The organism is Klebsiella sp. Q11 (genome assembly GCF_964241505.1).
GTDB lineage: Bacteria > Pseudomonadota > Gammaproteobacteria > Enterobacterales > Enterobacteriaceae > Klebsiella > Klebsiella michiganensis.
In genome coordinates, this window is record NZ_CAXSXW010000009.1 from 214,195 (window position 1) to 227,990 (window position 13,796).

11 protein-coding genes and 2 tRNA genes are annotated in these 13,796 nt (G+C 53.8%); 1 reads left to right on the plus strand and 12 read right to left on the minus strand.

Features of this window, described 5'->3' with window-relative positions; translation table 11 throughout:
- Window positions 1-222: 222 nt before the first annotated feature.
- From rpsO to ACESQ2_RS16975, 7 genes are all read right to left on the minus strand, one after another.
- The gene (gene rpsO / locus ACESQ2_RS16945; protein ID WP_002918244.1) at window positions 223-492 is read right to left on the minus strand and encodes a 30S ribosomal protein S15; all 270 of its coding nucleotides are present in this window, start codon (window positions 490-492) and stop codon (window positions 223-225) included.
- 147 nt (window positions 493-639) lie between these two features.
- Window positions 640-1,584 carry a tRNA pseudouridine(55) synthase TruB gene (gene truB, locus ACESQ2_RS16950; protein ID WP_014839629.1) on the minus strand — a complete coding sequence of 315 codons (945 nt, stop codon included), beginning with the start codon at window positions 1,582-1,584 and terminating at the stop codon, window positions 640-642.
- Window positions 1,584-1,985: a 30S ribosome-binding factor RbfA gene (gene rbfA, locus ACESQ2_RS16955; RefSeq protein ID WP_004106092.1), complete on the minus strand. Its 402-nt coding sequence runs from the start codon at window positions 1,983-1,985 to the stop codon at window positions 1,584-1,586. Before rbfA ends, truB begins: the two co-directional genes overlap by 1 nt.
- A gap of 91 nt (window positions 1,986-2,076) precedes the next feature.
- Window positions 2,077-4,767 carry a translation initiation factor IF-2 gene (gene infB / locus ACESQ2_RS16960; protein ID WP_025108147.1) on the minus strand — a complete coding sequence of 897 codons (2,691 nt, stop codon included), beginning with the start codon at window positions 4,765-4,767 and terminating at the stop codon, window positions 2,077-2,079.
- Between the two features lie 24 nt (window positions 4,768-4,791).
- On the minus strand, window positions 4,792-6,279 hold the full coding sequence (gene nusA / locus ACESQ2_RS16965; protein WP_004854539.1) for a transcription termination factor NusA: 1,488 nt from the start codon (window positions 6,277-6,279) through the stop codon (window positions 4,792-4,794).
- A gap of 27 nt (window positions 6,280-6,306) precedes the next feature.
- Entirely contained in the window at window positions 6,307-6,759 is a 453-nt protein-coding gene (gene rimP / locus ACESQ2_RS16970; protein ID WP_004125659.1) for a ribosome maturation factor RimP, read from the minus strand.
- A gap of 206 nt (window positions 6,760-6,965) precedes the next feature.
- Window positions 6,966-7,042, minus strand: a tRNA-Met gene (locus ACESQ2_RS16975).
- A 308-nt stretch (window positions 7,043-7,350) separates the two neighbouring features.
- On the opposite strand from ACESQ2_RS16975, the gene argG reads away from it, so the two are divergent.
- On the plus strand, window positions 7,351-8,694 hold the full coding sequence (gene argG, locus ACESQ2_RS16980; RefSeq protein WP_004106101.1) for an argininosuccinate synthase: 1,344 nt from the start codon (window positions 7,351-7,353) through the stop codon (window positions 8,692-8,694).
- Window positions 8,695-8,849: 155 nt separating this feature from the next.
- On the opposite strand, the gene ACESQ2_RS16985 is transcribed toward argG, so the two are convergent.
- The 5 genes from ACESQ2_RS16985 to ftsH all read right to left on the minus strand — a co-directional run bounded on the left by ACESQ2_RS16985 (window position 8,850) and on the right by ftsH (window position 13,721).
- Window positions 8,850-8,936, minus strand: a tRNA-Leu gene (locus tag ACESQ2_RS16985).
- A 14-nt stretch (window positions 8,937-8,950) separates the two neighbouring features.
- On the minus strand, window positions 8,951-9,280 hold the full coding sequence (gene secG / locus ACESQ2_RS16990; RefSeq protein WP_004106103.1) for a preprotein translocase subunit SecG: 330 nt from the start codon (window positions 9,278-9,280) through the stop codon (window positions 8,951-8,953).
- A 229-nt stretch (window positions 9,281-9,509) separates the two neighbouring features.
- Window positions 9,510-10,847, minus strand: a complete 1,338-nt coding sequence (gene glmM, locus ACESQ2_RS16995; RefSeq protein WP_014226977.1) for a phosphoglucosamine mutase — start codon at window positions 10,845-10,847, stop codon at window positions 9,510-9,512.
- Complete coding sequence (gene folP, locus ACESQ2_RS17000) at window positions 10,840-11,688, minus strand: dihydropteroate synthase (protein WP_014226978.1); 849 nt, start codon at window positions 11,686-11,688, stop codon at window positions 10,840-10,842. Before folP ends, glmM begins: the two co-directional genes overlap by 8 nt.
- Window positions 11,689-11,786: 98 nt before the next feature.
- Window positions 11,787-13,721, minus strand: coding sequence for an ATP-dependent zinc metalloprotease FtsH (gene ftsH / locus ACESQ2_RS17005; RefSeq protein ID WP_004854549.1), 1,935 nt, complete (start codon window positions 13,719-13,721; stop codon window positions 11,787-11,789).
- Window positions 13,722-13,796 lie beyond the last annotated feature (75 nt).

Genomic DNA, 13,796 nt, shown 5'->3' on the forward strand with positions numbered 1-13,796 from the left:
TAGATGATGTCAAATCCACGATAAGACATCGTATGACCCGATCTTCTGCATCCTCGCGACTAATGACAACCTTTACCCGCCCCTGCGAGTCAAGCCTCTCATTAGCCGCGCGAACCTCTGCATGAAGATCATTAATAGCAACAATACATGAGTTTTTAATGAATTGCTGCCGCCCGGTCGAAAAAAGGGGCCGTGAGGCCCCTTCTTCTGAAACTCGCAGAATTAGCGACGCAGACCCAGACGCTCGATCAGAGCAGAGTAACGTGCAACATCTTTACGTTTCAGGTAGTCGAGCAGTTTACGACGCTGAGAAACCATGCGCAGCAGACCACGACGGCTGTGGTGATCTTTTTTGTGCTCTGCAAAGTGACCCTGCAGGTGGTTGATCTGTGCAGTCAGCAGTGCAACCTGAACTTCAGTAGAACCGCTGTCGTTTTCGCCACGACCGAACTCAGAAACGATTTTTGCTTTAGCTTCAACGCTTAGAGACATTTTCGAACTCCAAAATTAAAAGAAAGAAAGGGTGCCGATCTCTAATTCAGCAACCCCTGATATAACGCTCGCAAATGTTAAAACACGTTGGCGAACGTTAAGCGGCGATATTCTACTCGCAGCAGCCTTTTATCGCAAGGAAAGCGCTCAGACAGGGTATTCAACCACCAGACGACGAGGCGCCACGCGGCCTTCATCATCCATCTCACCCATACCAAGAAACTTCTCTTCAGCGCCTTCAGTAACGCGAACCAGCCCCTGCAGCGGCGCGCCCGATGTCCGCACCGGGTTACCGTTTTTAAAGTAGACGGCCGAGGTTTCCGGAATATTCACCAGCGGGTAATCCGAAGCCGGACTGTCCATCGGCATCAGCAGCGGGTCCAGCAGCTGGGCTGCGGGAATATCCTGCGCATGTGCTTGTTCGACCAGCGCCTGCAGCTGCTCCAGCGTCACCATCCGTTCGACGGGATATTTACTGACCGCCAGGCGACGCAGGAAAATGACGTGCGCGCCGCACCCGAGTTTCTCGCCTAAGTCATCAATAATCGTGCGGATATAGGTGCCTTTCGAGCAGTGAATCTCCAGCTCAAGCTCCGTCCCCTCATGGCGAATAAACAGCAGCTCGTACACCGTAATCGGCCGGGATTCACGCGGTACTTCAATCCCCTGTCGGGCATATTCGTACAGCTTTTTCCCCTGGTATTTCAGCGCCGAATACATCGACGGTACCTGCTGGGTTTCGCCACGGAAGCCGTCGAGCGCTGCCGCCAGCTGCTCCGGGCTAAACGTCAGCGGACGCTCTTCCACCACCTGGCCATCGGCATCAGAGGTATCGGTGCGCTGGCCAAGCCTGGCAATCACGCGGTAGCGCTTGTCAGAATCGAGCAGATACTGGGAAAACTTTGTCGCTTCCCCGAGGCAAATCGGCAGCATACCGGTCGCCAGCGGATCCAGCGCCCCGGTGTGCCCTGCCCGATTAGCATTATAAAGCCGCTTAACTTTCTGCAGCACGTCGTTGCTGGATGCGCCCTGCGGTTTATCCAGCAACAGTACGCCATGCACGTCACGGCCGCGACGACGAGGACGACTCATTAGTCCTCCTTACTGTCGTCCGGGTTCACACGACGTTCATCGTCATGTTTTACCACGCTGGTCACCAGGTTCGACATGCGCATCCCTTCGACTAATGAATTGTCGTAGAAGAAAGTCAGCTCCGGCACGATACGCAGGCGCATCGCTTTGCCCAGCAGCGAGCGGATAAAACCAGACGCTTCCTGTAAGGCCTTGATCCCCGCTTTCACGGCGGCTTCGTCTTTGTCGTTCAGGAAGGTCACAAACACTTTGGCATAGGCCAGGTCGCGGGACATTTCAACGCCTGAAACGGTCGTCATCATGCCCAGACGCGGGTCTTTAATTTCGCGCTGCAGGATGATTGCGATCTCTTTTTGCATCTCCTGGGCCACGCGCTGCGGGCGACCAAATTCTTTCGCCATAATAAATTCTCCAGACAAATAAGGGGGCCACGCGGCCCCCTTTAATTTTGTATAACCGGGTGGCGCTGCGCTTCCCCGGCCTACTAAACGATTAATCGATGGTACGTTGAATCTCGATGATTTCGAACACTTCGATCATATCGCCAACGCGAACGTCGTTGTAGTTCTTAACGCCGATACCACACTCCATACCGTTACGAACTTCGTTAACGTCATCTTTGAAGCGGCGCAGGGATTCCAGCTCGCCTTCATAGATAACCACGTTGTCGCGCAGGACGCGGATTGGGTTATGACGCTTGATCGTACCTTCGGTAACCATACAGCCTGCGATGGCGCCGAATTTCGGCGATTTGAACACATCACGGACTTCAGCCAGACCAATGATCTGCTGTTTCAGTTCCGGAGACAGCATGCCGCTCATCGCTGCTTTCACTTCGTCGATCAGATGGTAGATGACGGAGTAGTAGCGCAGATCCAGGCTTTCCGCGTCGATAACTTTACGTGCGGATGCATCAGCACGTACGTTGAAGCCAACCAGAATCGCGTTGGATGCGGCCGCCAGGGTCGCGTCGGTTTCGGTGATACCACCTACGCCGGAACCGATAATCTTCACTTTCACTTCGTCGGTAGACAGTTTCAGCAAGGAGTCGGAGATCGCTTCCACAGAGCCCTGCACGTCCGCTTTGAGGACGATGTTCACTTCGTGAACTTCGCCTTCGGTCATGTTGGCGAACATGTTCTCAAGCTTAGATTTCTGCTGACGAGCCAGTTTAACTTCACGGAATTTACCCTGACGATACAGCGCAACTTCACGTGCTTTTTTCTCGTCACGCACAACGGTCACTTCGTCACCGGCAGCCGGTACACCTGACAGGCCAAGGATTTCCACCGGAATGGACGGACCCGCTTCCAGCACTTCCTGACCCAGTTCGTTACGCATCGCACGAACGCGACCGTATTCGAAACCGCACAGGACGATGTCGCCTTTATGCAGCGTACCTTCGCGTACCAGAACGGTGGCAACCGGACCACGACCTTTATCGAGGAAAGATTCGATAACCGCGCCGCTCGCCATACCGTTGCGAACCGCTTTCAGCTCCAGAACTTCAGCCTGCAGCAGGATAGCATTCAGCAGATCGTCAATACCGGTACCGGCTTTAGCGGATACAGGGATGAACTGCGCTTCGCCACCCCACTCTTCCGGCATAACACCGTACTGAGAGAGCTCGTTTTTAACGCGATCCAGGTCCGCTTCCGGCTTATCGATTTTGTTCACCGCAACCACCAGAGGTACCTGCGCCGCTTTCGCGTGCTGGATAGCTTCGATAGTCTGCGGCATTACGCCGTCGTCTGCCGCCACAACCAGAACCACGATATCCGTCGCCTGCGCACCACGAGCACGCATAGAGGTAAACGCGGCGTGGCCCGGGGTATCCAGGAAGGTGATCATGCCGTTGTCGGTTTCGACGTGGTACGCACCAATGTGCTGGGTAATGCCGCCCGCTTCGCCAGAAGCCACTTTCGTTGAACGAATGTAGTCCAGCAGAGAGGTTTTACCGTGGTCAACGTGACCCATGATGGTCACAACCGGTGCGCGCGGTTCAGCCGCTGCGCCGGTGTCACGGTCGCTCATTACCGCTTCTTCCAGCTCGTTTTCACGACGCAGGATAACTTTGTGGCCCATCTCTTCGGCAACCAGCTGTGCGGTTTCCTGGTCGATGACCTGGTTAATCGTCGCCATGGCGCCCAGCTTCATCATCGCTTTGATGACCTGAGAACCTTTGACGGCCATCTTGTTGGCCAGATCGCCAACGGTGATGGTTTCGCCGATGATAACATCACGGTTAACCGCCTGAGCCGGCTTCTGGAAGCCTTGCTGCAGAGCAGAACCTTTACGATGCTTGCCACCTTTACCGCCGCGAACGGCCGCACGGGCTTCTTCACGATCGGCTTTCGATTCAGCGTGTTTGTTGCCTTTCTTAGCCGGACGCGCTGCTTTCGCATTACGTCCACGGCCGCGACCGCCTTCAACTTCACGATCGTTATCGTCTTCAGCCTGACGCGCATGCTGAGAAGTCGTTACGTGATAGTCAGTGGTCTCTTCAGGGGTTTCTGGCGCTTCAGTCCAGTTCTTTTCATTTTCTTGAGCCATACGGCGTGCTTCTTCCGCTACACGGCGCGCTTCTTCTTCAAGTTTGCGGCGTGCTTCTTCTTCCGATTTGCGCTTCAGCTCCGCAGCTTCGTTTTCGCGGCGTTGCTTTTCAGCCTGGGCGGTTTTGGTCATATCGTCGGTTTGTTGATTGCTCACTTTGTCTTTTTCCGCGGCTTCACGTTTCGCTTTATCGGCGAGTTCACGTTTCGCTTGTTCTGCGGCCTCACGTTCAGCTTTTAATTGCGCCTCGCGTTTGGCAGCTTCTTCTGCCTCACGACGGGCTTGCTCTTCCGCTTCACGCTGCGCCTGCTCTTCCGCGGCAAGGCGTTCGGCCTCTTGCGGATCGCGTTTCACAAAGGTGCGTTTCTTGCGGACTTCGATTTGTACCGACTTACTCTTTCCACCGGTACCCGGAATATTTAACGTGCTGCGCGTTTTGCGCTGCAGCGTCAGCTTGTCGGGCGCTGAGCCGTGTTCACGGTTCAGGTGCGTCAACAAGGTTTGCTTCTCTTGCGCGGTCACAGAATCATCAGCCGATTTGCGGATCCCTGCATCAGCAAATTGCTGTATCAGGCGATCCACAGAGGTCTGAATCTCTGAGGCCAGCGCTTTAATGGTCACATCTGTCATGCTGTTCCTTCCTGCTACAGTTTATTACGCTTCGTCGCCGAACCAACAAATATTACGAGCGGCCATGATAAGTTCTCCGGCTTTCTCGTCGGTCAAGCCTTCGATATCAGCCAGATCATCAATGCCCTGCTCGGCGAGATCTTCCAGCGTACAAACACCACGGGCGGCCAGGGTGAATGCCAGAGCGCGATCCAAACCTTCCAGATTCAACAGATCGTCGGCAGGTTTGCTGTCACCCAGGCTCTCTTCTTTGGCCAGCGCCAGCGTGGTCAGCGCGTTTTTCGCCCGCTCACGAAGTGCTTCAACGGTCGCTTCATCCAGACCGTCAATTTCCAGCAGTTCTTTCATTGGCACATAGGCCAGCTCTTCCAGAGTGGCGAAACCTTCTTCAACCAGCAGCGTGGCGAAATCTTCATCGATATCAAGATATTTAGTGAAGGTATCAATCGCTGCATGGGCTTCAGCCTGATGCTTAGCCTGGAGGTCATCAACGGTCATGACGTTGAGTTCCCAGCCGCTCAGCTGAGACGCCAGACGGACGTTCTGACCGTTACGGCCAATGGCCTGCGCCAGGTTGCCCGCTTCTACTGCGATATCCATGGTGTGCTTGTCTTCATCTACCACGATAGATGCGACGTCAGCCGGAGCCATGGCGTTAATGACAAACTGCGCCGGGTTATCGTCCCACAGCACGATATCGATACGCTCGCCGCCCAGTTCAGTCGAGACTGCCTGAACGCGCGCGCCGCGCATACCGACGCAGGCGCCAACCGGATCGATGCGCTTGTCGTTGGTTTTAACCGCGATTTTGGCACGAGAGCCAGGATCGCGAGCCGCCGCTTTAATTTCGAGAACTTCTTCACCGATTTCCGGCACTTCAATGCGGAACAGTTCAACCAGCATTTCCGGCTTGGAGCGAGTCACGAACAGCTGCGCGCCGCGCGCTTCCGGACGAACTGCGTACAGTACGCCGCGGATACGGTCACCCGGACGGAAGTTCTCACGCGGCAGCATATCTTCGCGCAGGATCACGGCTTCAGCGTTGTTGCCCAGATCCAGCGTAATATTGTCGCGGTTCACTTTCTTCACTACGCCCGTGATGATTTCACCTTCGTGCTCACGGAACTGATCGACGACCATTGCGCGTTCGGCTTCACGTACTTTTTGTACGATAACCTGCTTCGCGGTCTGCGTAGTGATACGGTCAAAGGTGACAGATTCAATCTGGTCTTCGACGTAATCGCCAGGATTCATGCTTTCATCTTCGAAACGCGCAGCTTCCAGCGTGATTTCGCGAGTCGGCTGGGTCACTTCTTCAACAACCAGCCAGCGACGGAATGTGTCGAAATCACCGCTTTTACGATCGATTTCTACGCGAACGTCGATCTCTTGCTCATATTTTTTCTTGGTAGCCGTTGCTAGCGCACTTTCCAACGCTTCGAAAATTTTCTCACGCGGCAGCGCCTTTTCGTTGGAAACGGCTTCAACAACAGCCAAAATTTCTTTGTTCATCGGGGCCTTTCACCTCAATCCAGACTGTTAAAAGTGGGGAACCAGGTTCGCCTTCTGGATGTTACTCAGCGCGAACACTTCATCTTTGCCTTCGACGGTTACCGTGATCATCTCACCGTCTACCGCTTTGATAAGGCCCTGCCATTTGCGTCGGTTCTGTACCGCCATGCGCAAAACCAGCGAAACTTCTTCGCCGATGAAACGCTCATAGTGCTCGGCGGTAAACATAGGACGATCGAGACCTGGAGAAGAAACTTCCAGGTTATAAGCGACTGTAATCGGGTCTTCTACGTCCATAACAGCACTGACCTGGTGGCTCACATCAGCACAATCATCAACATTGATGCCATCTTCACTATCAATATAGATGCGCAGTGTGGACGTGCGACCGCGAATAAATTCGATGCCGACCAGCTCAAAGCCAAGCGCTTCAACTGGCGCTGTGAGCATCTCTGTTAATTTTTGCTCTAATGTGGACAAACCCACCCCCAAGACATAAAAAAAGGGCGTATAGCCCAGTTATTCTGAAGTCAGATAACAAAAAACCCCGATAAATCGGGGCTTTAGATAACTGAACCCTGAGATCGCAACTGCGATCTGGAACACTTTCCAGAAGAATTCTTTCAAATTCGTCTACGAAGGACCCGGTCCTCACAGTATATTTGAAAAAGTACTTAATGGGAAAGTGGTTGCGGGGGCCGGATTTGAACCGACGACCTTCGGGTTATGAGCCCGACGAGCTACCAGGCTGCTCCACCCCGCGCCTGAAACGTGGCATATTTTACTCGTTTTGAGTAAAAGACGCAAATACTGCTGGGATTTGGTACCGAGAGACGGGACATAAAATCGTAGTGAATTGTATTGATACTTCATATATTTTGTCAACATGAATTTCACATTGCCAGGTTTCGGTTCATGCTGGTATTTCTGGGTTTTTTGGCAAAAAGCGGCTCAGCCTCTTCCTGTCGCCAGCAAAAGATGATTAAATGAAAACTCACAATTAATGCATAAACATGCAATAAAGATTGTTGAGTCAAACTCACCACAGTCTATCTAGCAGGGTTTTATTTTATGACGACGATTCTCAAGCATCTCCCGGTTGGCCAACGTATTGGTATTGCTTTTTCTGGTGGGCTGGATACCAGCGCCGCGCTGCTGTGGATGCGTAAAAAGGGAGCAGTCCCTTATGCATATACCGCCAATCTGGGACAGCCAGACGAAGACGATTACGAGGCCATTCCTCGTCGTGCCAAAGAGTATGGTGCTGAAGGGGCTCGTCTGATCGACTGCCGTAAGCAGCTGGTTGCGGAAGGCATTGCCGCGATCCAGTGCGGCGCATTTCATAACACCACCGGCGGGTTGACCTACTTTAATACCACGCCGCTGGGCCGCGCAGTGACCGGTACCATGCTGGTCGCCGCAATGAAGGAAGACGGCGTTAACATCTGGGGCGACGGGAGTACCTATAAAGGCAACGATATCGAACGTTTCTATCGTTACGGTCTGCTGACCAACGCTGAGCTGAAAATTTACAAACCGTGGCTGGATAGCGACTTTATCGACGAGTTAGGCGGCCGCCAGGAGATGTCAGAGTTTATGATCTCCTGCGGGTTTGACTATAAAATGTCCGTTGAAAAAGCCTACTCAACCGACTCCAATATGCTGGGCGCGACGCACGAAGCTAAAGATCTTGAATTCCTGAACTCCAGCGTCAAGATTGTGAACCCGATTATGGGCGTCAAGTTCTGGGATGAAAGCGTCAAAATCCCTGCGGAAGAAGTCACCGTTCGCTTTGAACAGGGCCATCCGGTTGCGCTGAACGGGCAGACCTTTAGCGATGACGTTGAACTGATGCTGGAGGCTAACCGCATCGGCGGACGCCATGGTCTGGGTATGAGCGATCAGATCGAAAACCGTATCATCGAAGCGAAGAGCCGCGGCATCTATGAAGCTCCGGGAATGGCGCTGCTGCATATTGCCTATGAGCGTCTGCTGACCGGTATTCATAACGAAGATACCATTGAGCAATACCACGCGCACGGTCGTCAGCTGGGTCGTCTGCTGTATCAAGGGCGCTGGTTCGATTCCCAGGCGCTGATGCTGCGCGACGGCCTGCAGCGCTGGGTAGCAAGCCAAATTACCGGCGAAGTGACGCTTGAACTGCGTCGCGGCAACGACTACTCCATCCTGAATACCGTCTCTGATAATCTGACCTATAAAGCAGAGCGTCTGACGATGGAAAAAGGTGACTCGATGTTCTCCGCTGAGGATCGTATCGGCCAGCTGACGATGCGCAACCTGGATATCACCGATACTCGCGATAAGCTGTTTGGCTACGCGCAGTCCGGACTGCTGACCGCGTCTTCCGCCACTGGCCTGCCGCAGGTGGAAAACCTGGAAAATAAAGCGAAGTAACGCTGCAGAGAAATTCGCAAAGGCCGCTAACGCGGCCTTTTTTATGCAGAAAAATCCCGAACCCAACCGGAGTGACATATCTGCCGCTAATGCTGCTGCTCAACTTTTTGGGGACGAAAAAAAAAGACGCTTTTCAGCGTCTTTCTTCAGGAAATTGGTACCGAGGATGGGACTCGAACCCACAAGCCCGTTAGGGCACTACCACCTCAAGGTAGCGTGTCTACCAATTCCACCACCTCGGTACGGATACTGCTTATCAGTGCGGGATGTCGCTGCTCGGCTGCGCCGGCGCGGTCGGCTGAGTTTGCTCAGTTTTCGGCGCGCTCAGGTTATCCCACTCACTTCCTTTATTGGTCTTGTTGCTGTTGATATTGCCCAGCGCCAGACTGATGATGAAGAACAGCGCAGCCAGGATACCAGTCATACGGGTCATGAAGTTGCCAGAACCGCTGGATCCAAACAGAGTGCCGGAAGCGCCTGCTCCGAAGGAGGCTCCCATATCAGCGCCTTTACCTTGCTGCAGCATAATCAGACCCACAAGGCCAATTGCCACAATAAGGAAAACAACTAAAAGAGCTTCGTACATAATCAACCTGTTCCTTGCGGATTTGCCGCATACCAAGTGCTTCGACCAATAAAGCGGGACGTTTTAACGTTTCCCACTGAAGCGGGTGTGAATACTAACCAAAGCGAATGACCTTCGCAAGGGCAATTTCAGCGCATTGTATCAAGTGCGGAAAAAAACAGCAAAAAGCGATTTATTGTCGATTAAAAAGGCGGCAAGCGTCGCCTTTTTAATCACTTAGCAAGAGAAATTAAACGCTTTTTACGGCATCGGCGATACGGTGGGCAAATTCGTGCACCTGCTCTTCGTGCTCACCTTCCACCATAACGCGAATCAGCGGCTCTGTGCCTGATTTACGCAGCAGTACGCGCCCCCGATTGCCCAGCGCCGCTTCCACTTCAGCCGTTACCGCTTTTACGTGCTCATGTTCCAGCGGGTTACCGCTACCTTCAGTAAAGCGAACGTTAACCAGAAGCTGCGGGAACATTTTCATTCCGCTGCACAGGTCGTGCAGGCTCATATGGTTACGCACCATCGCCGCTACAACCTGCAGGCTGGCGACAATCCCATCCCCCGTCGTGGTTTTATCCAGTAAGATCACATGACCGGAGTTTTCTGCGCCAATTCGCCAGCCTTTCTCCTGCAGCTTCTCCAGCACATAGCGGTCGCCCACCTTCGCGCGAACGAAAGGAATGCCCAGCTGTTTGAGCGCCAGTTCAAGGCCCATGTTGCTCATGAGCGTCCCGACGGCGCCGCCCCGCAGCTGCCCCTGGCGTAGCCCCTCACGGGCAATGATATAGAGGATCTGGTCACCGTCGACTTTGTTGCCTTCGTGGTCCACCATGATGACCCGGTCGCCATCGCCATCGTAGGCAATACCCAGGTCGGCTTTCTCCGCCAGCACGCGCGCCTGCAGAGCACGAACGTCCGTCGCCCCGACCTCTTCATTGATGTTGAGGCCATCAGGCTCACAGCCCATCGCTATAACCTGAGCGCCCAGCTCGCGGAAAACATTCGGCGCAATATGATAAGTCGCCCCGTGAGCGCAATCGACTACCACCTTCAAAGCATTGAGACTCAGCTCGTTCGGAAAGGTGCCTTTGCAAAACTCGATATAGCGACCGGCGGCGTCGACGATACGACTGGCTTTACCCAGCTCGGCGGAATCCACGCAGGTCAGCTCTTTTTCCATTTCGGCTTCAATGGCTTCTTCTACCTCATCCGGAAGCTTGGTACCTTCGATAGAGAAGAATTTGATGCCGTTGTCATAAAACGGATTATGTGAAGCGGAAATCACAATCCCGGCTTCCGCGCGGAAGGTGCGCGTCAGATAGGCAATTGCCGGCGTTGGCATCGGGCCGGTAAAAGAAGCGGATAATCCCGCGGCGGCCAGTCCAGCCTCCAGCGCGGACTCCAGCATATACCCGGAAATACGGGTATCTTTACCAATAATAATCTTCCGTGAACCGTGGCGTGCCAGCACCTTACCCGCCGCCCAGCCCAGCTTTAATACAAATTCTGGCGTTATTGGCGCATCGCCTACGCGGCCACGAATACCATCCGTACCAAAATATTTGCGGTTACTCATAACGTTTATTTTCCTTAGCGGCCAGGGTAGCTTCCACCACGCGCAGCGCTTCTACCGTTTCTTTGACATCATGGACGCGAATAATCTGCGCGCCCTGCATTGCAGCAATGACTGCGCAAGCCAGGCTGCCATTCAGGCGTTCCGTCGGCCCGACATTCAGCAACTGACCTACCATCGACTTACGTGACATGCCTACCAGCAGCGGAAGACCAAAATGATGGAACTCTCCAAGTCGGGCAAGCAGTTCATAATTATGAGAAAGATTTTTACCGAAACCAAATCCCGGGTCGAGCAACAATTTATCTTTTGCGATACCGGCCCGTTCGCAACGCACAATATGTTCGATAAAAAAGCGCTCAACGTCAGCAAACACGTCCGCGTACTTCGGGGCATCCTGCATTGTCTTCGGCTGACCCTGCATATGCATCAGGCACACCGGCAAGCCCGTTTCAGCCGCCGCCTCCAGCGCTCCCGGTTCGGTCAGCGAGCGGATATCGTTGATGATATGCGCGCCAACACGCGCTGACTCGCGGATCACCTCCGGCTTTGAGGTATCAACGGAAATCCAGACTTCAAAGCGCTGGGCAATCGCTTCTACCGTCGGAATGACTCGCGCCAGCTCTTCCTCGACGCTGACATCTGCCGCCCCCGGACGCGTCGATTCCCCACCGATATCAATGATAGTCGCCCCGGCATTGATCATCAGATTGGCATGCTTCACGGCTTCGACCAGCGTGTTGTGGGTTCCGCCATCAGAGAACGAATCCGGGGTAACGTTAAGAATACCCATCACATGTGGGTGAGAGAGATCGAGGGTTGAGCCCTGGGCTACAAGTTTCATCGCTAAATCCCTGAGTCAGAGAAAGATTGAAAAAGAAAAACCCCGGAGCAAACGCTCAGGGGTTTTAGAAAAGTACAACAGCATCAATAACGGCTAACTTATTTGTCGCCCAGCTGTTCTGACATCGTATTACCCGGGTTTGGCGTACGCGGTTCATCGACCGGACGCGGCGCACGAGGCGTGCCATTGTTGTCAGAATTGTTGGACGAGCCCGGTTCTTCCCAGCCAGCTGGCGGGCGAACATCGCGGCGAGCCATCAGGTCATCAATCTGCGGGGCGTCGATGGTCTCATATTTCATGAGCGCATCCTTCATCGCGTGCAGGATGTCCATATTATCGTTCAGGAGCTGGCGTGCACGATTGTAGTTACGCTCAATCAGTGACTTCACTTCCTGGTCGATGATACGCGCCGTTTCATCGGACATATGCTTCGCTTTCGCAACGCTGCGGCCAAGGAATACTTCACCTTCTTCTTCGGCATACAGCAGCGGGCCGAGTTTGTCAGAGAAGCCCCACTGGGTCACCATGTTACGCGCCAGGTTGGTCGCGACTTTAATGTCGTTCGACGCACCGGTAGAAACATGCTCTACGCCGTAGATAATCTCTTCCGCCAGACGACCGCCGTAAAGGGTAGAAATCTGGCTTTCCAGCTTCTGACGGCTGGCGCTAATCGCGTCGCCTTCAGGCAGGAAGAAGGTGACACCCAGCGCGCGACCGCGCGGAATAATCGTCACTTTGTGCACCGGATCGTGTTCCGGCACCAGGCGACCAATAATTGCGTGACCGGCTTCGTGATACGCGGTGGACTCTTTCTGCGCTTCCGTCATCACCATGGAGCGACGTTCCGCACCCATCATGATTTTGTCTTTCGCTTTCTCGAATTCAACCATCGATACAACGCGCTTGTTGCCACGAGCGGCAAACAGCGCAGCTTCGTTCACCAGGTTTGCCAGGTCAGCACCGGAGAAGCCAGGCGTACCGCGGGCGATAATTGCCGCGTCGATATCCGGCGCCAGCGGTACGCGACGCATATGCACTTTCAGAATCTGTTCGCGACCGCGGACATCCGGCAGACCGACCACAACCTGACGGTCAAAGCGGCCTGGACGCAGCAGCGCAGGGTCAAGAACGTCCGGACGGTTGGTTGCCGCGATAACGATGATACCTTCGTTACCCTCGAAGCCGTCCATCTCTACCAGCATCTGGTTCAGCGTCTGCTCACGTTCATCGTGACCACCGCCCAGGCCTGCGCCACGCTGACGGCCCACGGCGTCGATTTCATCGATAAAGATGATGCACGGAGCCGCTTTCTTGGCTTGTTCAAACATGTCGCGCACGCGGGATGCACCCACACCGACGAACATTTCAACGAAGTCAGAACCGGAAATCGTAAAGAACGGCACCTTTGCTTCACCCGCGATGGCTTTTGCCAGCAAGGTTTTACCGGTACCCGGAGGGCCAACCATCAGGACGCCTTTCGGGATTTTACCGCCCAGCTTCTGGAAACGGCTCGGTTCACGCAGGTATTCAACCAGTTCACCGACTTCTTCTTTCGCTTCGTCACAACCGGCGACGTCGGCAAAAGTGGTTTTGATCTGGTCTTCCGTCAGCATACGCGCCTTGCTCTTACCGAACGACATGGCGCCTTTGCCACCGCCGCCCTGCATCTGGCGCATAAAGAAGATCCAGACGCCGATAAGAAGCAGCATCGGGAACCAGGAGATGAAGATAGAAGCCAGCAGGCTCGGTTCTTCTGGCGGCTCACCTACCACCTTGACGTTTTTAGTCAGAAGGTTATCAAGCAGCTTAGGATCGTTCACCGGGATGTAGGTCGTGTAACGGTTACTATCTTTCTTGGTAACGTTTATCTCACGTCCGTTGATACGCGCTTCGCGAACCTGGTCCTGATTGACCTCCTGCAGGAAGGTAGAATAATCCACCTTGCGGCCATTCGACTCGCTGGGCCCAAAGCTCTGGAATACTGACATCAGCACAACGGCAATGACCAGCCAGAGTATTAGGTTTTTCGCCATGTCACTCAAGGGATTAACCTCATATTACAACTGTGTTAAAAACAGCGTCAGGATACTCTATATCCAGCGTCTTTC